The following is a 21,948-nucleotide window of genomic DNA, read 5'->3' as shown; positions in this document are numbered from 1 at the left end:
GGTGCCAGCTCCTTCAGGCCGAGACGAGGTAGGAGAAGACCGACTCGAGGGACTCGTCGGAGGGCGAGACCGTCAGCAGCCGGATGCCGTGCGCGCGGGCGACCCGCGGCAGCAGCTCGGTGAAGCGCCCGAAGTCGACGGCCTGGATGCGCAGGGCGCCTTCCTTCAGGTCGACCTCGATACCGGCCGTGGACGGGTCGGCGATCAGGGCCGCTGCGAGGACCCGGTCGTCGGAGGAGCGGACGAGGTAGCGGTGGGGGCGGTCCGTCATCAGGCGGCGGATCTTGCGGAAGTCGCCCGAGGCGGCGTGCCGGCCGGCGACGACCACCTCGATGTGGGAGGCCAGCTGCTCGACCTCCTCCAGGATGTGTGAGGAGAACAGCACGGTGCGGCCGGCGTCTCCCATGCGCCGCAGCAGGTCCATGAGCTGCATGCGCTGGCGGGGGTCCATTCCGTTGAACGGCTCGTCGAGGAGCAGCACGGCCGGGTCGTGGACCAGGGCGGAGGCCATCTTCACGCGCTGGCGCATGCCCTTGGAGTACGTGGAGATCTTGCGGTCCTGGGCGTACTCCATCTCGACGGTGGCCAGTGCCCGCTGGGCGGCCACATCGTCGAGCCCGTGCAGTTCGGCGTTGGCGACGACGAACTCACGGCCGGTGAGGAAGTCGTACATGGCCTCGCGCTCGGGCACGACGCCGATCTGCTTGTAGACCTGCTCGTTGCGCCAGATCTGCGTGCCGTCGATCGTGACCGTGCCCGTGGAGGGGGCCAGGAAGCCGCCCATCATGTTGATGAGCGTGGACTTGCCGGCGCCGTTGGGGCCCAGCAGTCCGGTGACTCCCGGGCCGATGCGCATGGTCACGTCGTTGACGGCGACGACGTTCCCGAACCAGCGGGACGTGTGGTCGATGTCGATGATGGTCACAGCCCGGCCTTCCGGTAGCGGGCCATCAGAGCGGCGTAGGAGCCGGCGATGAGGCCGAGGGCGACGAGCAGGTAGACGAAGCCGGTGCCGGCCGTGGGGCCCTCCCCGCCGGGAAAGGCGGAGGTGGCGCCGAGGAACGCGGTCTGGATGCCGTCGATCAGGGTGATCGGGGAGAACAGGCCCATCCAGTCGATGGCCCCGGTGTTGCCGGTGCTGTAGGCGATGCCCTGGACGGCGGTCACCGCTCCGTAGGGGATCAGAAGCACGGCGATGATCGCGGCGACACCGAACCCGCGACGGGGGGTGAGCGCGGCCATGATGAGGCCGAGGCCCGCGAAGAGCAGCGACAGCAGAAGTACCGACACCAGTCCCTGCCCGAATCCCTTGGTCTGGTCGCCGAAGTCGAACTTCGCCAGCAGCGAGCCGATCCACATGATCAGCAGCGGTGTGGCGGTGAGGATGAACAGGGCCGAGGCCATGGCCGCGAACTTGGCCACGACGTAGTCGACCCGTTCGATGGGCCGCGAGAAGTACAGCGGCACCGTCTTGAACCGCAGGTCACGGGAGACCGACTGGGGTGCCTGGGAGGCGAGGAAGAGTCCGATGACCACCTGCGTGGTCAGGGCGTACGTCGTGTACTTGATCGGCAGTTCGGTGCTGCCGGGAACGGTGATGGCCACCGCTACGAGGATCAGCGCGGGAACGCACATCACCGCGAAGAGGATCATCGGCAGGACCTTGGACTTGGCGGAGCGGCCGAGCCCGTACGCGCCGCGCAGGGACTGCGAGAACAGCGACTTGCGGGCGTAGGAGCGGCCGAGACGGGCCCCGTCATAGGACCGGTAGCCGATGTTGTGGATCTGGGTCGAGGTGTCAGGCGCCATCGGAACCGGCTCCCTTCTGCTGGGCGGTGTGGGCGGGCCGGCCGCTGGGGACGGGCTGGTCGCTGGGGACGGACTGGTCGTTGTCGCGGAAGACCTCCGCGATGTGGTGGCGGCGCTGCTCCATGCGGACCAGGCCGAGGCCCAGGTCGGCGACGGTGTCGCGGACCGTGTCGTAGGTCTGGTCTCCGGTGGCCTCGACGAGGAGGACGTGACCGGCGCCGGGCAGGCCCTGCTCCTCTCCGGCGTGAAGGGTGAGCCCCACCTCGGTGAGCGCCTTGCGCAGGGCGGCCGTGCCGTCCGGGTGCTCGTCGGAGTCGGTCACCTCGACGGCGAGGGTCGCGGTGCTCTGGGTGAAGTCGCTGGTGGAGCTGGAGCGCAGCAGTTTGCCGCCGTCGACGACCACGACGTGGTCGCAGGTCCGCTCCAGCTCGCCGAGGAGGTGGGAGGTGACCAGGACGGAGATGCCGAAGTCGGTGTAGATCCGGCGGATCAGTCCGAGCATCTCGTCGCGCCCGACTGGGTCGAGGCCGTTGGTGGGCTCGTCGAGGAGGACCAGCTGCGGGTCGTGGACGAGCGCCTGGGCCAGCTTGACGCGCTGCTTCATGCCGGTGGAGTAGCCCCCGATGGGGCGGTAGCGCTCTTCGTACAGTCCGACGTGACGCAGGGTGTCGGCGGTGCGTTCACGGGCGGCGGTCGGCGGGAGGCCGGACATGCGCGCCATGTGCACGACGAACTCGGTGGCCGAGACGTCGGGTGGCAGGCAGTCGTGCTCGGGCATGTAGCCGACGCGTTCACGGATGGCGCTGCCATGCGTGGTGACGTCGAGGCCGAGCACGGCGGCACTGCCCTCGGTGGCGGGGGACAGTCCCAGCAGAATCTTGATCAGCGTGGACTTGCCGGCTCCATTGGCACCCACGAGGCCGGTAACACCAGGCCCGATGTCCAGGGAGAGCCGGTCGAGGGCGGTCACTCGGGGGTACCGCTTGCTCAGGCTTTCGGTCGCGATGACAGTCACGGGTTCGACGTTAGTGGTCCGGGCCCCGCGAATCGTCAGACCTTGAGTTGGCTCCCGTCTCCGCCTTCAGGCGTACACACCCGTACTGGAGGCTGATGTGACCCGGACAAGTTTGTCCACAGGTCCGTGCACGGGCCTTGACGTGATCTCCAGTCATTGTCACATTCATCAGTGTCAAGTTACGGGCGCGTACGGCTACAGGGACGGACTGCTGGCATGGCTGGGGACACCAAGCAACGCACCGCGCAACTCACTCCCGAACTGCGCGGGTTCAGGGAAGTGCAACGGCTCTCGTACGAGTGCGCGGAGGCCGTCGCCGCGCAGCTGCGGCCCGGAGTGACCGAGCGGGAGGCCGCGCGGATGCAGCGCGAATGGCTGCGTGAGCGGGGCGTGCGCGACTGGTTCCACCTCCCCTTCGCCTGGTTCGGCGACCGCACCGCCTTCGCGAACTTCAGGATTCCGCTGCAGTTCTTCCCGACCAACCGGAAGCTGGAGCCGGGGATGCCGTTCATCCTCGACATGGCGCCGGTCTTCAAGGGATACGCGGCCGACGTGGGCTACTCGGGCAGCCTCGGGCTGAACCCGGTCCAGGACCGTCTGATGTCCGATCTGCACGCGCACCGCGTGCTGATCCTGGAGCAGGTGCGCGAACGCCGCCCCCTGCGCGAGATATACGAGAACGTCGAGCGGCTGATGACGCGGCAGGGCTACGCCAACCGTCACCGCGCCTACCCCTTCGGTGTGATCGCGCACAAGATCGACCGGGTCAAGGAGCGGCGCTGGTCGCCCACCGCGTTCGGCTTCGGCACCCAGTCCCTGAAGGGGCTGGCGGGTGACGCCCTGCACGGGCACCGTGAGGGCTGGTCCCCGCTGTGGAGCCCGTACCGCTTCTCCGACCACCCGCCGCAGCCCGGCCTGTGGGCGGTGGAACCGCACCTGGGTTTCCGGGGGACCGGCGCGAAGTTCGAGGAGATCCTGGTGGTCACCGATTCCCGGGACCCCGAAGAGAGCGCGTTCTGGCTGGACGATGATCTGCCGCACGTGCGGCGCTGGGCTGAGGAGAAGGCGGCATGAGCGGGACGAGCGGGGCAGGAACGGCGGGACTGGCGGGCGCGCGCGAGCGCTGGGTGAGCACCGGCGGGGTCGAGCTGTGCGTCGCCGAGCTCGGCGAGGCGGGGCGGCCGACCGTCGTGCTGGTGCACGGCTACCCGGACACCAAGGAGGTGTGGTCGGAGGTCGCCGAACGGCTCGCCACGCGCTTCCACGTGGTGCTGTACGACGTACGCGGCCACGGGCGCTCCACCGCGCCGCACCCGTTGCGCGGCGGGTTCACCCTGGAGAAACTGACGGACGACTTCCTGGCGGTCGCCGACGCGGTCAGCCCCGACCGGCCGGTGCACCTGGTCGGCCACGACTGGGGCTCCGTTCAGGGCTGGGAGTTCGCGACGGTCGCCCGCACCGAGGGCCGGATCGCCTCCTTCACCTCGATGTCAGGCCCCTCCCTGGACCACTTCGGGCACTGGATCAAGAAGCGGATGACGCGGCCCACCCCGCGGCGGACGGCCCAGCTTCTCGGCCAGGGCGCCAAGTCCTGGTACGTGTACATGCTGCACACCCCCGTTCTCCCGGAGCTCGCCTGGCGTGGTCCGCTCGGCAAGCACTGGCCCGCCATCCTCCAGCGCCTGGAGAAGGTTCCGTCCGGGGCGTACCCGACGGCGTCGCTGCCCACGGACGCGGCGCGCGGTGCCTGGCTCTACCGCGACAACGTCCGGCCCCGGCTGCGCCGGCCGCGTGCCGACGCCTACGCGCACGTGCCGGTGCAGCTGATCACCCCCACCGGGGACGCCTTCCTGTCCGAGCGCCTGTACGACGATCTGGAGCGATGGGCCCCGGATCTGGTGCGACGGACCCTGCCCGCCAAGCACTGGGTGCCGCGGAGCCGACCGGACCAGCTCGCCGCGTGGATCACCGACTTCGTCACCACCCGGGAGGAGCCCGCGGCGCGGGCGCCGGAGCAGCGGGCCCCGGGCAAGTACGCGGACCGCTTCGGCGGTCAGCTCGTCCTGGTCACCGGCGCGGCCAGCGGCATCGGCCGGGCCACGGCCTTCGCGTTCGCCGAGGCGGGGGCCCGGGTGGTGGCCGTGGACCGGGACGGCGAGGGCGCGACGCGCACGGCCGAGATGGCCCGGCTCGTCGGAGCTCCCGAAGCCTGGGGCGAATGCGTGGACGTCAGCGATGAGCAGGCCATGGAGAAGCTCGCGGCGAAGGTCGCCGCCGAGTACGGAATCGTGGACGTCCTGGTCAACAACGCCGGGATCGGCCTGTCCGGAGCCTTCCTCGACACCAGTGCCGAGGACTGGAAGAAGGTCCTCGACGTCAATCTGTGGGGTGTCATCCACGGCTGCCGGATCTTCGGCAGGCAGATGGCGGAGCGCGGGCAGGGCGGGCACATCGTGAACACCGCCTCCGCCGCCGCCTACCTGCCCTCCAAGACCTTCCCCGCCTACAGCACTTCGAAGGCCGCGGTGCTGATGCTGTCCGAGTGCCTGCGGGCGGAGCTGGCGTCGAAGTCGATCGGCGTCTCCGCCATCTGCCCCGGCATCGTCAACACCAACATCACCGCCACCTCCCGCTTCGCCGGGGTGGACGAGGCCGAGGAGAAGCGCCGTCAGGAGCGGTCTTCGCGGCTCTACGGCCTGCGCAACTTCCCGCCGGAGAAGGTCGCCGACGCGATCCTGCGGGCCGTGGTGCGCAACGAGGCCGTGGTGCCGGTGACCCCCGAGTCCAAGGGGGCCCTGTGGATGTCCCGCTTCGCCCCGCGCACCCTGCGGGCCTTCGCGAAGCTGGATCCCCCGCTGTGAACCCGGACGGGAACGCGGATGTGAGCCCGGCGACGGGGCCCGGCCCGGGGTCGTCGGGCACGGGCTCGTCGGGCACAGACTCCCCGGCCGGGGGCTCGTCGGGTACGGGCGGGGGGCGGCGCGTGGGCCGGTACGCGATCACGCCCCGCCGGGTGGCCTTCGACTGGAAGTCCACCCCGCTGCACTGGATACCCGGTGAGCCCACCGCCACCCACGTGATCAACGTGCTGCACCTGCTGCTGCCCGCCGGGGAGAGGTGGTTCGTGCAGGTCCTCAAGGAGGGACTGCCGCTGGTCACCGACCCGGAGCTGCGCAAGGACGTCAAGGGGTTCATGGGCCAGGAGGCCACGCACAGCGTGCAGCACTCCTACGTACTGGACCACCTCGCCGAGCAGGGCCTGCCGACGGAGGCGTACACACGGCACGTCGACTTCCTCTTCGGGGTGCTGCTGGGCGAGACGCCGCCGTTCGGGGCTCCCGTCACCGCCCAGGAATGGCTGCGCTTCCGGCTCTCGATCGTCGCCGCCATCGAGCAGTTCACGGCGGTGCTCGGGGACTGGGTGCTGCGCGCGGAGGGCCTCGACCGGGCCGGCGCGGACGAGGTCATGCTGGACCTGCTGCGCTGGCACGGAGCCGAGGAGGTGGAGCACCGCTCCGTCGCCTTCGACACGTACCAGCACTGCGGCGGCTCCGCCCTGCCCCGGTACGCGCGGCGGATCGAGGGGATGGTCGTGGTCGCGCCGGTGCTGGCCTGGCTGTGGGTGTGGGGTGCTTCCCACCTCATGCGCAACGACCCGGAGACGGGCGGGCGGCCGGGCTATTCGCTCCGCGGACACAACCAGGCGGTGGCCAAGGGGCTGCTGCCCACATGGAGAGAGCTGGGCACGGCCATACCCCGCTACTTCCGGCGGTCGTACCATCCCTCGCAGGAGGGCTCGCCGCGCAGGGCGGTCGAGTACCTCGCGGCTTCGCCCGCCGCCCGGACCGCGGCGGGCGCGGTCGGCCGAGCCGCGATGTCGTAGGGAGCCGGGATTGTCCGAGCAGACGGTAGCCGAGTACCGGATCGAGGATCTGGCGCACCACAGCGGTGCCACGGTGCGCACGATCCGGGCGTACCAGGACCGCGGTCTGCTCCCGAAGCCGGAACGGAGGGGCCGGTCCAACGTCTACCGGGACACGCACCTGGCGCGCCTGCGCCAGATCGCGGACCTGCTGGACCGCGGCTACACCCTGGCCTCCATCAAGGAACTGCTGGAGGCGTGGGACGCCGGGCGCGGGCTGGGCGGCGTCCTGGGACTCGTCGCCGAGGTGCACGGGCCGTGGACCGACGAGGAGGCCGCCCGGATATCCCGGAAGGAGCTGAACGAGCGGTTCGGCGGCAGACCGGACGACGACGCGGTGGGCGAGGCCTGCGAACTGGGGGTGCTGGAGCGCATCCCCGACCGGCCGGACCAGTTCCTGGTGCCCTCCCCCCAGGAGCTGGCGGTGGCCGCCGAGCTGTACGCGGCCGGGGTGCCCCTGACCGCGATCACCGGGCACCTGCGGGAGCTGCGGGGGCAGGTGGAACACATAGCCTCCCGGTTCCTGGAGTTCACCACCGAGCACGTCTTCGCGCGCTACCTCGGCGAGGTGCCGCCCACGGACGCCGACGCCGCGGAGGCGGCCACGATGGTTCGCAGGCTGCGGCCGCTGGCCCAGCAGACGGTCGATGCCGAACTGGCTCGGGCGATGCGGCTGTTCGCGACCCGCCACCTGCAGCAGCACCTCGGGGCTCCCGGAGCGGCTCAGCCGACGGGGCCGTCGCCGGTCGCGCTGCCGGCCGGGACGGTGCGGGCCGTGCAGGAGCTGGTCGGTGCCGAGCACGTGGCGGAGTTCGTCCGGGCCGCGACGGAGCGGGAACTCCAGGCCCGGACCATGAACGAGCTGGCACGCCGGGGCGAGCGGTAGAGTCGGGGGCCGGTCGGTCGGCGGCGCCGGATGGCGCGCGACCGGCGGTGCCCGGCGCCGCTCGGCCGGTAGTCCACAGGGCGATCACGCGTTTGCCGTCAAAACATGCCCAAACGGCTGTGGACAACTGGCTCTTCCTGTGGGAAACCGGGCCACGGCTGGACCGTTTCTCAACCGATGGTCTCGTAATCCGCCTTGGTGGTGGCCGTTTCCTCCACCGGTCCGGTCTCGGCCGGGGACTCGGCAACGGCCTCCCTCTCCACCGCGACGTCCACGACGACCGGTGTCACGGCCCGCGCTTCCACGACGGCCGGCGCCTCCACGACGGCCGGCGCCACGCCCGGCACCCGGGCGCCCGCCGCTTCCACCGCCACCGCCACCGATGCCTCCGTGACCGCAGCCGTAGCCGCAGCCGCAGCCGCGGGTGCGTTCGCGCCCCCGGCCGCCCGGGCGCTTCCGTACAGCAGGGCCGCGAGGGCCAGGCCGGCCGCCCCACCGAGCAACTGGGCGGCGACGAACCCGGGCAGCGACTGCGGGGCGATGCCGGTGAAGGAGTCGCTGAAGCTGCGCCCTATGGTGCCGGCCGGGTTGGCGAAGGAGCCGGAGGAGGTGAACCAGATCGCGGCGGCGATGTACGCCGCGACGGCGGCCGGTATCAGCCTGGTGCGCCCGGTACGCCCGAGCCCCTGGATGACGAGGACGAGCCCGGCGGTGGCCACCACCTCGCCGACCAGCAGATGGCCGCCGTCGCGGACCTGGGTCGCGAAGGCACCCGGCATCCGCCCGAACATGGCCTCCGCGAGGACGGCGCCGCCGATGGCTCCGGCCGTCTGCGCCGCCGTGTAGACGAGTGCCTCCCGCCCGCCGAGACCCTCGCCGCCGGTACGCCTGGCCCACCAGGACGTGAGGGTGACCACCGGGTTGAGATGTGCGCCGGACAGCGGCCCGAGGAGCGTGATGATCAGTCCGAGGCCGATGGCCGAAGCGAGCGAGTTGGCGATGAGGGCGACCCCGGCGTCGCGGCTGAGCTCGGCGGCCTGGATTCCGGAACCGATCACGACCACGAGCAGACCGGCGGTGCCGATGAGTTCGGCAGCCGCACGACGCGGAAGAGAGGTATGGGCTGTCATGGTTTCTCCCCTTGGGCAGAAGTGGCAGCGGAAAATATATTCCGTATCTTGGAATCGTGATAGAGGGTGTCCACCCCTGCCGCCACCCCGGAAAATCGCTGCCGCGGGGACACCCGACCGGGCACGCTGGGGCCATGGACGACAGACGCACCGTGAAGGTTTCCAAATACGTCTCGAAACACCTGCGGCACCAGCCGGAACGGATCGGACTGGCGCTCGACCCCCACGGGTGGGTGGAGATCGACGACCTGCTGCGCGCGGCCGCCGACCACGGCTTCGCCGTCAGCCGCGCCGAGCTCGACCACGTCGTGGCCACCAACGACAAACAGCGGTTCGCCATCGAGGGAACCCGCATCCGGGCCAGCCAGGGGCACACCGTCGCCGTGGACCTGGACCTTCCGGAGGCGGAACCGCCCGCGTACCTCTACCACGGCACCGTCACCGGCGCGCTGGACGCGATCCGCGCCGAGGGACTGCGCCCGATGGCCCGCCACCACGTGCACCTGTCGCCCGACCGGGAGACCGCGACCCGGGTCGGCGCGCGCCGCGGGCGGCCCGTCGTGCTCAGCGTGGACGCGGCGGCGATGCGCGCGGCCGGGCACGTCTTCCGGATCAGCGCCAACGGCGTGTGGCTGGTAGAAACCGTTCCGCCGGGCTTCCTCCGTTTCCAATAGCACTGTCCCGGCATGAAAACACCGGGGAATTGTCAGATCATCCCCCTACTCTGTTCCCACTCCGGGATCCGTGAGGGGGGAACCTCGCGATCGCCGAACCACCCCTGAACGCACGCGAGGTGACGCCTTATGACGTCCACGTCCCCGTCCACACCGCCCTCCCCGTCCACGGCCGCGCCCGCGTCCGTTTCCGCTCCCCACAGCTTCCAGGTCGACCTGCGCGGCCTGGTCGACCTCCTTTCCCACCACCTCTACTCCAGTCCGCGCGTCTACGTGCGCGAGCTGCTGCAGAACGCCGTGGACGCGGTCACCGCCCGCAACGCCCTCGACCCCGAGGCGGAGGTCCACATCCGGCTGTCGGCATCCGACGGGCGCGTGACCATCGAGGACAGTGGAATCGGCCTCACCTCCGACGAGGCCCACTCCCTCCTCGCCACCATCGGCCGCAGTTCCAAGCGCGGCGGCGAGCACGGCCTCGAGGCCACCCGCCGGGAGTTCCTCGGCCAGTTCGGCATCGGTCTGCTCGCCTGCTTCGTCGTGGCCCGCCAGATCCGCGTGGTCACCCGGTCCGCCCGCGACCCGCAGGCCGCTCCCGTCGAATGGCTGGCCACGGACGACGGCTCGTACACCATCCGCGAGCTGCCCCGCTCGGCGCGCCCCCAGCCCGGCACGACGGTCGTCCTGGAGGCCCGTCCCGGTGCGGCCGAATGGACCGTTCCGGCCAAGGTCGAACAACTGGCCCGCGACTACGGCTCCCTGCTGCCCTACGAGGTCACCTTCGACGACGGCCTCGGCGGCGAGCCCCGGACCGTCACCGACCGGCCCGCCGTGTGGGACCGGCCGTTCCCGACCCCGGTCGCACGCCGCGTCGCGCTCGCCGGGCACTGCGCGGAGCTCTTCGGCTTCACCCCGCTCGACACCATCGACCTCGACCTGCCGGTGGCCGGGGTGCGCGGAGTGGCGTACGTCCTCCCCGAACCGACCAGCCCCGCCCACCGGGCCGGACACCGCGTCCACCTCAAGGGCATGCTGCTGACCGACCGTGCCGACAACCTGCTGCCGGACTGGGCCTTCTTCGTGCGAGCCGTCCTCGACACGGACACGCTGCGGCCCACGGCCTCCCGCGAGAACCTCTATGACGACGAGACGCTGTCCGCCGTGCGGGACGCCCTCGGCACCCGTATCCGCGGCTGGCTCGCCGAGCTCGCGGCGAGCGACCCGGAGCGGCTGGCCGCCTTCCTGCGCGTCCACCACCTCGGTGTGAAGTCCATGGCGCGGCACGACTCCGAACTGCTGGCCCTGATGCTGCCGTGGCTGCCGTTCGAGACCAGCGACGGCTCGATGAGCCTCGTGGAGTTCACGGCCGCCCACACGGAGATCCACTTCACGCGCACCGTCGAGGAGTTCCGCCAGATCGCGCCGATCGCCGCGGCCCACGGGCTCGGCGTGGTGAACGCCGGCTACACCTACGACGCGGACCTGCTGGCCCTGCTGCCCTCCGTACGCCCCGAGCTCAAGGTCAGCGAGCTGGACGCCGGAGCCGTCACCGAGCGCCTCGACCAGGTCCCGACCTCCTCGGAGCTGGCGCTCGCCCCCTTCCTGGCCACCGCACGCACCCGCCTGGAACCCCTGGGCTGCGACGTGCTGCTGCGTGCCTTCCAGCCCGTCTCCGTACCCGCGCTCTACCTCGACGACCGCCAGGCGCGACAGGAGCGCGACCGGACCGCCGCGCTGGAGAGCGCCGACTCGCTGTGGAGCGGCATCCTCGGAGCGCTGCGGGGCTCCGCGCCCCGCGCCCGGCTGGTCCTCAACCACAACAACCCGCTGGTCCGCCGAATCTCCACGCTCCCCGACGGAGAACTGACCGGAACCGCCGTCGAATCGCTGTACGGACAGGCTCTGCTGATGTCCCAGCGACCGCTGCGACCCGCCGACTCCACCCTGCTCAACCGGGCCTTCCTCGGGCTCCTGGAATGGGCGACCCACTCGACCGACTCCGCGGAGGACCAGAAGTGACGTCGACGCGCGAAGAGATCGAGCAGGGGCTGGCCGAGAACCGCGAATCGCCGAACGGTTCCGCGCGCAACGCGCACGCCGAGGCCCTGGCCGGCGCCGCGGAGGCGAGCGGGGACCGGGCCCTGTTCCGCGAGACGCTCGACAACCTGATCAACGCCTACCTGTACAGCTCCGAGTCGTCGAAGATCCTGGTGCCCTTCGCCCGGCTGCTCCAGGAGTACGACAAGGACCCGGCCGCCTTCTCCGAATGGGAGGCCCACTCGCTGTTCTGGCAGTTCAAGTGGGTGGCCTCGGCGATCTCCGACTCGCCGGGCATCCCGCTGGAGTCGGCCGTCGGCTGGCTGGAGGAGATGGAGCGCCGGTACCGGGTCGCGGGCTACAGCGAGAGGCCCGTGCGCGAGGCCGAGCTGTGGCTCGCCCACATGACCGGCGATGACGAACGCGCCGAGCGGGCCTTCGGACGCTGGCTGGCGGCGGACCGCGACGACATGAGCGACTGTCAGGCCTGTGAGCTCAACAGCCAGGGGCAGTACGCCGTCCTGCACGGCGACGACTCCGAGGCCCTGGAGCTCTGGAAGCCCGTTCTCACGGGTGATCTGACCTGCGCGGAAGAACCCCACCGGGTCCTGGCCACCTCACTGCTGCCGCTGCTCCGGCTCGGCCGGACCGGCGAGGCCCGCTCGCACCACTTGCGCGGCTACCGCATGGCCCGCGGCAACGAGAGCCTGCTGCCGACGATCGGCAAGCACATCGAGTTCTGCGCGCTCACCGGCAACGAGTCCCGGGGCCTGGAGATCCTGGCCGAGCACGCGGGCCACGTCGGCCCGCTCGCCAACGTCGACGACCAGCTCGCCTTCCACGGCGGCATCCTGGTCCTGCTGCGCCGCCTGGAGGAACTGGGACACGGCGGCAGCCCCGCCATCCCCTACGAGGGAACCCCCCGCACCGTCTCCGAGCTGTACGCGGTGCTGTACGCCGGATCCCTCGGCATCGCCCGGCGCTTCGACGACCGCAACGGCACCACTCGGGTCTCGGACCGGTTCCAGGACCGGATCGGGCGGGAACCGCTGCTCGGCGCCCTCCCGTTGGGGGTGCGCAGTGCGGCGCTGCCGCGCGGCAGGGCCGATGTCACGACGCACGTGCCCGTGCCTGATCGGCAACCCGATCCCCCTGGGGCCGCGGTGGCGTCCCCGTCCGGTTTCTCCGAGCTGGTGGAGCGCGCCCGTCGGGCCCGCGACCTGGGGCACCCGGGCGTGGACGCGCTGTGGGCGGAGGTGGCCGTACGGCTGGACGCGCGGGCGGAGCCCGATCCGCTGGTCTCGGCCGACCTGGCGGACCACCGGGCGCTGGCGGCCGCGCGACGCGGGGACGAGGAGGCCCCCGAACTTCTGGCGGCGGTGCGGGACGTCTACCGGGCCCTCGGCCGGGCGGAGCGTGCCGCCCTGGCGGAGCTGCGGCTGGCCGGCGTGGCCGCCCGGTCCGGGGCGGCGCCCGCGGACATCCGGGCTCTGTTCCGGGTGGCGGCACTGGCCGCCGAGGCGCTCGACCCGGCCGAGCCGTCGCGGACCCGGCGGATCGCCCTGGTGGAACTATCGGTGATCCGCGTGGAGTCCTACCTGCGCTCGCTCGAAGCGCACCACGACCACGGGAACGGGGACGACCACGACCGGGCGCACGGCCACGGTGAGGTCGTGGCGGAGCTGACCGGCTTCGTCGACGCGTACGACGACACGGTGCCCGACCTCGCCGCGGAGGCGGAGGAGATGCTGGGCCGCCTCGCCCTGTCTCAGGGCGACCCCGACGGGGCCGTGGTGCTGCTGGCGTCCGCCGCCGCGCGTGCGGTCGCGGCCGGCCGCCCCTGGCAGGCGGTCGATCCGTTGTCGCTGCGGGCCGGGGTGCTGATGTCGCTGGGCCGGCCGGACGAGGCGGAGGCCGCCGCACGGACGGGCCTGGACCATGCCGCCGAGGTCACCGACGCCGAGGCGCAGGGAGCCATCCGGCTGACCCTCGCGGACGTCCTGCTGCGCCGCGGTGACGCGGTGCGGGAGGCGGCCGAGCACGCCCTCTCCGGTGCCCACTGGTTCGACCAGGCCGGACTCGGCGCCGACGGCGGGGCGCAGGCGCGGCTGATGCTGGCTCGGGCGTACGCGCGGGACGACCGTACCGCCGAGGCGGCCGAGGTCCTCCAGTCGGCGTTGCCCGATCTGCTGGAGCACGGAGAGGAACAGGCGGTGTCCGGGAGGGAGTTCCTGGGCGACCTGCTGCGCGAGCTCGGCGAGTCCCGGCCGGCGGCGGAGCAGTACCTGCTGGCGGCGGAGGCGGCCAAGGGCTGGGAGAACCCCCGCCCTCAGGCGAACCTGGCGCATTCGGCCGCGGAGGCCCTCGCCGGAGCGGGACTGGCCGTGGAGGCGACCGCCGCCTACGAGCGGGCCCTGGAGCTGTACCGCCTGACCGGGGACGCTCCCGTTCCCGAGGTCCGCGTCCTGCGCTCCCTGGCATGGCTGGGGCTGCGGGAGGAGATCACCGACGCGGCGGTGGCCCGGGCCCGCACGCTGATGGATGACGCCGCCGGAGTGCTGGACGGGGCCCTGGCCTCCGACCCGGAGGACCCCCAACTGCGCTCGGAACTGGCCCAGACCTGGCACCAGCTGGCGCAGGTCCTCGACCGCCGGGTCAGCGAGGACGCGGCGGACGACGACACGGAGGACGGCACCGGGACCGTGGCGGACACCGCGGTCGGCGAGTCCGCCTCCCGACCGGGTCCGACGGAGAAACTCGGCGACGCCCGGATCGAAGCCCTGCGCGTGGAGGAGATCGAACTGTGGGACCGGGCCGCGGCGCTCTACGCGGAACTCGGACAGGATCACCTGCGGGACCGGTTCCAGTGCCTGAACAACGCCGCCTGGACGGAACAGGAGCGCGGCCGTCCCGAAGCCGGCGCCGCCATGGTCTCGGCGCTGGTCGACGAGGTGCGCGCCTGGCCCGAGGGGACCGCGCCCGACTGGCTCCTGCCCTCGGCGGAACACCTGCTCACGCAACTGGCACGCTGATCCGGTGACCGGCGCCGCCGCCCTTCCGGGGGCGGCGCCGGCGAACGGCTTCAGCCGTCCAGCTGGGCCGGGGCCTCGGTCGCGATCCGCTCGAAGACGGCTTCGTCGGCGGCGAACTCGGATCCCGGGATCGGTGCGTGGATCACCAGCTCGGTGAAGCCCAGCTCCCGGTGGCGACCCGCGAAGTCGACGAACGCGTCAACGGACTCCAGCAGGGTGTTGCGCTCGGGCGTGAAGCCCGTCAGCAGGATCCTCTCGATGGACTCGGGCTTCCGTCCGGCCTCGGCCAACGCCTTGTCCAGCTTTCCCGTCTGGCCCCGCAGTGCCTCCAGTGACTGGTCGGGGGTTCCGTCCTCGAAGAGCTTCGGATCGCCGGTGGTCACCCATGCCTGGCCGTACCGGGCGGCGAGCTTCAGTCCACGGGGCCCGGTCGCGGCGACCGCGAACGGCAGGCGGGGCGACTGCAGGCAGCCGGGGACGTTGCGGGCCTCATCGGCCGAGTAGAAGGCGCCGCGTTCGCTGACAGCCCCCTCGGTCAGCAGCCGATCGAGCAGCGGCACGAACTCGGCGAAGCGGTCGGCTCGTTCACGCGGGGTCCAGGGCTCCTGCCCCAGAGCGGTCGCGTCGAAGCCGTTGCCGCCCGCGCCGATGCCGAGCGTGACGCGGCCGCCGGAGACGTCGTCCAGGCTGATGAGGTCCTTGGCGAGCGTCACCGGGTGACGGAAGTTCGGAGAGGTGACGAGCGTCCCCAGGCGGACCCGCTCGGTCACCGCCGCCGCCGCGGTCAAGGTGGGCACCGCGCCGAACCACGTCAGGTCCCGGAAGCCCCGCCAGGAGAGGTGGTCATAGGTGTAGGCGGTGTGGAATCCGAGGCGCTCGGCCCGCTGCCACTGGTCGCGGCCGCCCTCGTGCCATCGACGTACCGGAAGGATCACCGTACTCAGACGCAGACTCATGCGATCGAGCCTACGGGGCCGGGCACGCGAGCCGCATGTCACGCGCAGCGGCCTCCGCGGTGGGGGCCTGACGTGTTTCACGTGAAACGGACCCGCCGGGCGGACGTTTCACGTGAAACGCCGGCTGCCCCGGCAGGACCTTCCGATCATGGTCCATCGGCTCGGGGCCATGGGCGAAGATGGAGCCGTGACCTCGGCTCCCCAGTGCCCGCAAGGGCCCACCCCCACGCCCCGGCTGATCGCCACCGATCTCGACGGCACCCTGCTGCGCGACGACAAGTCGCTCTCGCCCCGCACCGTCGCCGCGCTCGCCGCCGCGGAGAAGGCCGGGATCGAGGTGTTCTTCGTGACCGGCCGGCCGGCACGCTGGATGGGCGTGGTCAGTGACCACGTACACGGCCACGGACTCGCGATCTGTGCCAACGGCGCGGCGGTCGTCGACCTCCACGCAGGACCGGAGTTCGTACAGGTCAGGGCGCTTCCCCGGGCAGCGGCCAACTCTGTCGTACATGCCCTTCGGGCCGCCGCACCCGGCACGTCGTTCGCGGTCGAGCTGACCACCGGCATCAACTACGAACCCGAGTACCCGCCGTTCTTCCAGGACCCCGGTGCCAAGGTCGCCAGCGCCGAGAAGCTGCTGCACGAGGACACGGACGACAGCGCCGCACCCGTACTCAAGCTGCTCGCGCACCACGCCGATCTCGCCCCCGACGAGTTCCTGGCCCTGGCCCGCGCCGCCGCCGGCGCGTACGCGTCCATCACCCGCTCCAGTCCGACCTCCCTCCTGGAGGTCAGCGGCCAGGGCGTGTCCAAGGCCAGCACGCTGGCCCTGTGCTGCGCCGAGCGGGGCATCACCCCGGCCGAGGTCGTCGCCTTCGGCGACATGCCGAACGACGTGGAGATGCTCGGCTGGGCGGGCACCTCGTACGCGATGGGCAACGCGCACCCGGACGTGATCGCGGCCGCGTCCGGCCGTACGACCGCCAACAACGAGGACGGGGTCGCCGTCGTCATCGAGCGGATCCTGGCCGAGCGCACTGCGGCCATCACAGCGGCGGAGCGGCAGGGCTTCTGAGAGGACCGGCCGGCGGGGTGCCGTCCCCGTCGGCAGGAGCGAGTGACGACACCCCCGGGCTAGAGCGGGGCCTCCCAGACCAGGGTGGTGCCGCCGCCGTCCTCACCGATGCCGGGACCGTACGAGCTCGCGCCGCCCAGCGACTCCGCCCGTCGGCGGAGGTTGCGCAGGCCACTGCGGCGCCCGCCCTCCGCAATGCCCACACCGTCGTCGGCGACCTCCAGCCGCACCCCCGGCCGGCCGTCGGCCAGCGCGATCGTGGAGTCCACGACGACTTCGATGCGGGAGGCCTCCGCGTGCCGGAAGGCATTGGACAGGGCCTCACGGAGCGCGGCGATCAAGTTCTTGCCGACCAGCTCACCGACGATGGTATCGATGGGTCCGAGGAACCGGTGCGCGGGCTTGAAGCCCAGCGGCACCGCCGCCATGTTGATCTCCCTCAGCACCCGGGTGCGCAGCCCCGAAGGCGCCTCCGCCGGACCCTGCTGGAGGGCGAAGATCGCCGTACGGATCTCCTGGATGGTCACGTCCAGCTCGTCCACGGCTTTGCCGACGCCGTCACGGACCTCGGGGACGATGGACCTGCGCTGAGCTCCCTCCAGCATCATCCCGGTGGCGAACAGCCGCTGGATGACCAGGTCGTGCAAGTCGCGCGCGATGCGGTCGCGGTCCTCGAACACGGCGAGCCGCTCCCGGTCGCGCTGCGCCTCGGCCATCATCAGGGCGAGCGCCGCCTGTGAGGCGAACTGCGTGGCCAAGGTCCGCTCGGCCTCGGTGAACGGGCGCTGGCCGCGGGCCCGGGGGGTGACCAGTGCCCCGAGCACCCGCCCGCCGCTGTGCAGCGGCAGCATCATGCAGGGGCCGTACTGGCTGGTCAGCTTGCTGACCATGCGGGGGTCGGAAGCAGCGTCGTCCACGAAGACGGCCTCGCCCCGGAGCAGCTTGTCCACCACCGGGCTCTCGGCGGGAACCACCACACCGAGGGATGTGGCCGGATTCTCGGCCGAGACGGCGACGATCTCCATCCCGCCGTCCTCGGCGGGAAGCATGACGATCCCGGCGGAGGAGTCGGCCAGGCGGCGGGCCTGCTCGGCCACCACCGCGAGGGCGTCGTCCGCGTCCCCGCCGGAGAGCAGCGCCGTGGTGACGGCGACCGAGCCGTCGATCCAGCGCTCGCGCTGGGTGGCGGCCTCGTACAGCCGGGCGTTGCCGATGGCGATGCCTGCCTCGGTGGCCAGCACCCGGACCATGTGTACGTCGTAGTCGTTGAACTCTCCGCCGCCGTTCTTCTCGGCGAGGTAGAGGTTGCCGAAGATCTCCCCCTGCACCCGGATCGGGACACCGAGGAACGTCTTCATCGGCGGGTGGTGCTCCGGGAATCCGGCGGAGCGCGGGTCCTTCGTCAGATCGGGGAGGTGCACCGTGTCCGGGTGGGAGATCAGGGCGCCGAGCAGCCCCCGCTTCCCGTCCGGGCGGTGGCCGATCTTCCGTGCCAGTTCGGCGCTGATCCCGAAGGTGACGAAGTCCGAAAGGCCCCGCCCCTCCGTGTCGACGACGCCGATCGCCGCGTAGCGGGCGTCCGCGAGCTCGGCCGCCGTCTCGCAGATGCGGTCCAGTGTGGAGTGCAGCTCAAGACCCGTACCGACCGACCTCATCGCCTCCAGCAGTTGGGGGACCCGGGCGGTGAGCTCGGTGGACAGGCCCTGAAGACTCCTGGTGGCCTGGGTGGCGGCCTCCAGCGGGTCCCGCGTTCCGGGTGATGCGTCCGGTGATTGCTGCGACTCCTGCGCTGACATGCTCTTGAGACTAGTTAGTCCCTTTTACTGGGGAAAGTCGGCCGACGCCCGATCCACTGCCCTCTCCCGTTCCAGCAGCCGCCGCAGCGGCCCCTCCGCGGCGGCCAGCTCCGCGTAGCCGCCCCGCTGCACGACCTCTCCCCGGTCCAGTACGAGCACCTCGTCGACCGCCTCCAGGCCGGCCAGCCGGTGCGTGATCAGCACCGTGGTACGCCCCTCGGTCGCGGCCAGCAGGTCCGCCGTCAAGGCGTCCGCCGTCTCCAGGTCCAGGTGCTCGGCCGGCTCGTCGAGCACCAGCACGGGGAAGTCCGCGAGCAGCGCCCGGGCCAGGGCGAGGCGCTGGCGCTGACCGCCCGAGATCCGCTCGCCGTGCTCGCCGACCAGGGTGTCCAGCCCGTCCGGCAGGCTGTCGGCCCACTCCAGCAGACGCGCGGCGGCCAGTGCCTCCCGCAGGTCCTCCTCGCTCGCCCCGGTCCGGGCCAGTCGCAGGTTCTCCCGCACCGAGCTGTCGAAGAGGTGGGCGTCCTGGGCGCACAGCCCCACGCGTGCCCGTACGTCGTCGCCGTCGAGCGTGCGCACGTCCGCGCCGCCCAGGGTGTACGCGCCCTCGCGGGGGTCCAGGAACCGCAGCAGGACCTGGGCGAGGGTGGTCTTGCCGGAGCCCGAGGGGCCGACCACGGCGATGCGGCGCCCGGCCTCCAGGGTCAGGTACAGTCCGCGCAGCGCGTCCCGCTCCTGACCGGGGTGCCGGGCGGTGAGCCCCGTCAGCCGCAGGGGGAAGGGCGAGGCGGGCGGTGCGGAGGCCCGCTCCGGCTCGGCGACCGGAACCGGCGCGTCGATCACCTCGTAGACCCGCTCGGCGCTGCGGCGCACCCGCTGGCGGTACTGGACCGCGAGCGGAAGGCCAGTGACGGCCTCGAAGGCGGCGAGGGGGGTGAGGACCGCGACGGCCATGGCCACCCCGGACAGCCGCCCGTCGTGGACGGCGTTCGCGGCGGCGGCCGCGGCGGCCACCACGGTCAGTCCGCAGATCAGGGCGGACAGCCCGCTGCCCAGCCCGGTCGCGGCGGCGCCCCGGGCGGCGATGCGCGTGAGGACGCCGTCGCTCTCGCGGGTCCGGCCCTTGCGGTCCTCGAGCGCGCCGGCGACGGTCAGCTCCGCGGTGCCGGTGAGGAGGTCGGCCACCCGGGTGGCGAGCTCGCCCCGGGCCGGTGCGAGCCGGCGCTCGGACCGGCGGGCGGTCGCCCCGCTGATGAGCGGCACCCCGATCCCGGCGGCGAGGAGGCCGACGGCCAGGACGGCTCCGGCCTCGGGCAGCAGCCAGGCGGCGAAGGCGACCGAGCCGGTTCCCACGAGCACAGCGGTACCGACCGGGAGGAGCCAGCGCAGCCAATAGTCCTGCAAGGCGTCGGCGTCGGCGACGAGCCGGGCCAGCAGGTCCCCGCGCCGGTGCTCGCGCAGCCCGGCCGGGGCGATGCGCTCCAGCCGTCGGTACACCGAAACCCGCAGGTCGGCGAGCATCCGCAGCACGGCGTCGTGCGAGACGAGCCGCTCGGCGTACCGGAAGACGGCCCGCCCCATGCCGAAGGCCCGGGTCGCGGTGACGGCCACCATCAGGTAGAGCACGGGCGGCTGTTCGGAGGCCCGCGAGATCAGCCAGCCGGACACGGCCATCAGGCCCACGCTGCATCCGACGGCCAGGGCCCCGAGCAGCAGGCCGAGCCGGAAGCGGCCCTGCCACGCCCTGGCCACCGCCCGTACCCGGCGCAGCGGGTCCGCCCCGCCCGAGTCCGTACCGCCCGAGTCCGTGCCGCCCCCGGTCCGCGCCCGCTCGGGCGCGGCGCCGAGGATCCACTCACCGGCGTCCGGGTCGGGTGCGCCCACCCGGGACTCCGTCCCGGCCAAGGCCAGGGGGGACCCGGTCCGGGGGAGGGGCCGGGCCGGGCCGGCCACGGCCGCCACGGCCGCCATCGGGACCACCCGGTCCGCGACGGCGAGCAGCGCCGGGCGGTGCACCACCAACAGCACGGTGCGGCCCACGGCGAGCCGGCGTACGGCGTCCACCACCGCGGCCTCGGTCTCGCCGTCCAGCGCGGCGGTCGGCTCGTCCAGCAGCAGGACGGGCCGGTCCGCCAGGAACGCTCGTGCCAGGGCCAGGCGCTGGCGTTGCCCGGCGGACAGCCCCACGCCGCCCTCGCCCAGCGCGGTCCGCGCCCCCAGGGGCAGCGCGGCCACGAACTCCTCCGCCCCGGCGTTCCGCAGCGCTTCCGCCACCTCTGCTTCGGAGGCCCCGGGGCGGGCCAGCCGCACGTTCTCGGCGATCGTTCCGGCGAACAGGTGCGGGCGCTGGGGCACCCAGGCGATCCGCTCGCGCCACTGGGCGCGCGACAGCTCGGCCAGGTCCACACCCGCGACCCGGACCCGGCCTGCGGTGGGTTCCACGAATCCCAGCAGCACTTGGAGGAGCGTGGACTTCCCCGCGCCGCTCGGGCCGGTGAGCGCGACGCATTCCCCCGGTCCGACGGTCAGGGAGACCGGGCCGGGCGAATCCTCGCCACGGCCTTCGTACCGGACGGCGACCCCGTCGATCTCGATCCGCAGGGGGGCGCCGGCGGGCAGGGCGGCCTCGCCGCCCGGATGCGCGTCTGAGGTCTCCAGGACCTCGAAGATCTGCTCCGCGGCCGCCAGTCCCTCCGCCGCCGCGTGGTACTGCGCACCCACCTGGCGCAGTGGCAGGTAGGCCTCGGGCGCCAGGATCAGGATGACCAGGCCGGTGTAGAGGTCGAGCTCGCCGTGGACCAGCCGCATGCCGATGGTCACGGCCACCAGTGCCACCGACAGGGTGGCCAGCAGTTCCAGCGCGAAGGACGAGAGAAAGGCGATGCGCAGGGTCCGCATCGTCGCGCGGCGGTAGTCGTCGGTGATCACCCGGATCGACTCGGCCTGCGCCTTGGCCCGGCCGAACACCTTCAGGGTCGGCAGCCCGGCCACCACGTCGAGGAAGTGCCCCGACAGCCGGGAGAGCAGCCGCCACTGGCGGTCCATCCGGGACTGGGTGGCCATACCGATGAGGATCATGAACAGGGGGATCAGGGGGAGCGTGACCACGATGATGGCGGCCGACACCCAGTCCTCGGTGACGACCCGGGCCAGCACCGCCACCGGCACCACCACCGCGAGGCCCAGCTGGGGCAGGTAGCGCGAGAAGTAGTCGTCGAGGGCGTCCACGCCCCGGGTGGCCAGCGCCACCAGCGAGCCCGTCCGCTGCTTGTCGATCCGGCCGGGGCCCAGGTCTGCGGCCCGCTCCAGCAGTCGGCCGCGCAGTTCGGACTTGACCGCAGCGCCCGCCCGGTGCGCGGCCAGCTCGGTCAGCCAGGCCACCAGGGCCCGCCCGAGGGCCACTGCCGCCAGCAGCAGCAACGGGGTCCTGAGCGCCGCTCCGTCCAGGCCGTCTTCGAAGGCACCGACGACGATCTCGGCCATCAGCATCGCCTGACCGACGACCAGCCCCGCCCCGGCAAGGCCCAGGACCACCACCGCCCCGAGGAAGAGGCGGGTGGAACGGGCGTACCGGAGCAGGCGCGGGTCGATCGGTTTCACGTGAAACATCCCCCAGGGG

At 72.3% G+C, this 21,948-nt stretch carries 14 protein-coding genes and 1 pseudogene; 8 read left to right on the top strand and 7 right to left on the bottom strand.

Translation table 11 applies throughout. From position 1 onward, the window contains the following. Window positions 1-13: 13 nt before the first annotated feature. Genes ABT106_RS02200 through ABT106_RS02190 form a run of 3 tightly spaced genes read right to left on the bottom strand, consistent with a single transcriptional unit; the run spans window position 14 to window position 2,824 of the window. Window positions 14-925: an ABC transporter ATP-binding protein gene (locus ABT106_RS02200; RefSeq protein WP_351270973.1), complete on the bottom strand. Its 912-nt coding sequence runs from the start codon at window positions 923-925 to the stop codon at window positions 14-16. Then, entirely contained in the window at window positions 922-1,809 is an 888-nt protein-coding gene (locus ABT106_RS02195; RefSeq protein ID WP_267721539.1) for an ABC transporter permease subunit, read from the bottom strand. The genes ABT106_RS02200 and ABT106_RS02195 overlap by 4 nt, the downstream gene beginning before the upstream one ends. Then, a complete protein-coding gene (locus ABT106_RS02190) occupies window positions 1,799-2,824 on the bottom strand; it encodes an ABC transporter ATP-binding protein (protein ID WP_351270969.1) in 1,026 nt (341 codons plus the stop codon). Before ABT106_RS02190 ends, ABT106_RS02195 begins: the two co-directional genes overlap by 11 nt. Before the next feature lie 216 nt (window positions 2,825-3,040). Between ABT106_RS02190 and ABT106_RS02185 the strand changes: the two genes are divergently transcribed. The 4 genes from ABT106_RS02185 (at window position 3,041) to ABT106_RS02170 (ending at window position 7,632) form a co-directional block, all read left to right on the top strand. After that, window positions 3,041-3,898: a M24 family metallopeptidase gene (locus ABT106_RS02185; protein ID WP_351270967.1), complete on the top strand. Its 858-nt coding sequence runs from the start codon at window positions 3,041-3,043 to the stop codon at window positions 3,896-3,898. Continuing rightward, window positions 3,895-5,685 carry an SDR family oxidoreductase gene (locus ABT106_RS02180; protein WP_351270964.1) on the top strand — a complete coding sequence of 597 codons (1,791 nt, stop codon included), beginning with the start codon at window positions 3,895-3,897 and terminating at the stop codon, window positions 5,683-5,685. Before ABT106_RS02185 ends, ABT106_RS02180 begins: the two co-directional genes overlap by 4 nt. A 122-nt stretch (window positions 5,686-5,807) precedes the next feature. Continuing rightward, on the top strand, window positions 5,808-6,707 hold the full coding sequence (locus ABT106_RS02175) for a metal-dependent hydrolase (protein WP_351270962.1): 900 nt from the start codon (window positions 5,808-5,810) through the stop codon (window positions 6,705-6,707). Between the two features lie 10 nt (window positions 6,708-6,717). Then, on the top strand, window positions 6,718-7,632 hold the full coding sequence (locus ABT106_RS02170; RefSeq protein ID WP_351270960.1) for a MerR family transcriptional regulator: 915 nt from the start codon (window positions 6,718-6,720) through the stop codon (window positions 7,630-7,632). A gap of 437 nt (window positions 7,633-8,069) precedes the next feature. Here the strand turns inward: ABT106_RS02170 and ABT106_RS02165 are convergent. Next, window positions 8,070-8,762, bottom strand: a pseudogene (locus ABT106_RS02165) (aquaporin); the annotation flags it as partial. Window positions 8,763-8,896: 134 nt separating this feature from the next. On the opposite strand from ABT106_RS02165, the gene ABT106_RS02160 reads away from it, so the two are divergent. The 3 genes from ABT106_RS02160 to ABT106_RS02150 all read left to right on the top strand — a co-directional run bounded on the left by ABT106_RS02160 (window position 8,897) and on the right by ABT106_RS02150 (window position 14,502). Then, entirely contained in the window at window positions 8,897-9,436 is a 540-nt protein-coding gene (locus tag ABT106_RS02160) for an RNA 2'-phosphotransferase (protein WP_351270957.1), read from the top strand. Between the two features lie 129 nt (window positions 9,437-9,565). Then, window positions 9,566-11,452, top strand: coding sequence for an HSP90 family protein (locus ABT106_RS02155; protein ID WP_351270954.1), 1,887 nt, complete (start codon window positions 9,566-9,568; stop codon window positions 11,450-11,452). Beyond that, on the top strand, window positions 11,449-14,502 hold the full coding sequence (locus ABT106_RS02150) for a tetratricopeptide repeat protein (RefSeq protein ID WP_351270951.1): 3,054 nt from the start codon (window positions 11,449-11,451) through the stop codon (window positions 14,500-14,502). Before ABT106_RS02155 ends, ABT106_RS02150 begins: the two co-directional genes overlap by 4 nt. Before the next feature lie 50 nt (window positions 14,503-14,552). Here the strand turns inward: ABT106_RS02150 and ABT106_RS02145 are convergent, their stop codons facing one another. Then, complete coding sequence (locus tag ABT106_RS02145; RefSeq protein WP_351270948.1) at window positions 14,553-15,458, bottom strand: LLM class flavin-dependent oxidoreductase; 906 nt, start codon at window positions 15,456-15,458, stop codon at window positions 14,553-14,555. Window positions 15,459-15,627: 169 nt separating this feature from the next. On the opposite strand from ABT106_RS02145, the gene ABT106_RS02140 reads away from it, so the two are divergent. Further along, window positions 15,628-16,533 carry a Cof-type HAD-IIB family hydrolase gene (locus ABT106_RS02140; protein ID WP_351270945.1) on the top strand — a complete coding sequence of 302 codons (906 nt, stop codon included), beginning with the start codon at window positions 15,628-15,630 and terminating at the stop codon, window positions 16,531-16,533. 59 nt (window positions 16,534-16,592) lie between these two features. On the opposite strand, the gene ABT106_RS02135 is transcribed toward ABT106_RS02140, so the two are convergent. Beyond that, a complete protein-coding gene (locus ABT106_RS02135) occupies window positions 16,593-18,329 on the bottom strand; it encodes a sensor histidine kinase (RefSeq protein WP_351270942.1) in 1,737 nt (578 codons plus the stop codon). A gap of 24 nt (window positions 18,330-18,353) precedes the next feature. Beyond that, window positions 18,354-21,929, bottom strand: a complete 3,576-nt coding sequence (gene cydD / locus ABT106_RS02130; protein WP_351270939.1) for a thiol reductant ABC exporter subunit CydD — start codon at window positions 21,927-21,929, stop codon at window positions 18,354-18,356. Window positions 21,930-21,948: the final 19 nt, after the last annotated feature.

The organism is Streptomyces sp. NPDC002044 (genome assembly GCF_040296725.1).
Classification (GTDB): domain Bacteria; phylum Actinomycetota; class Actinomycetes; order Streptomycetales; family Streptomycetaceae; genus Streptomyces; species Streptomyces antarcticus.
The sequence above is the reverse complement of the archived record's forward strand: the minus strand, read 5'-3'. Positions and strand labels throughout refer to the sequence as shown.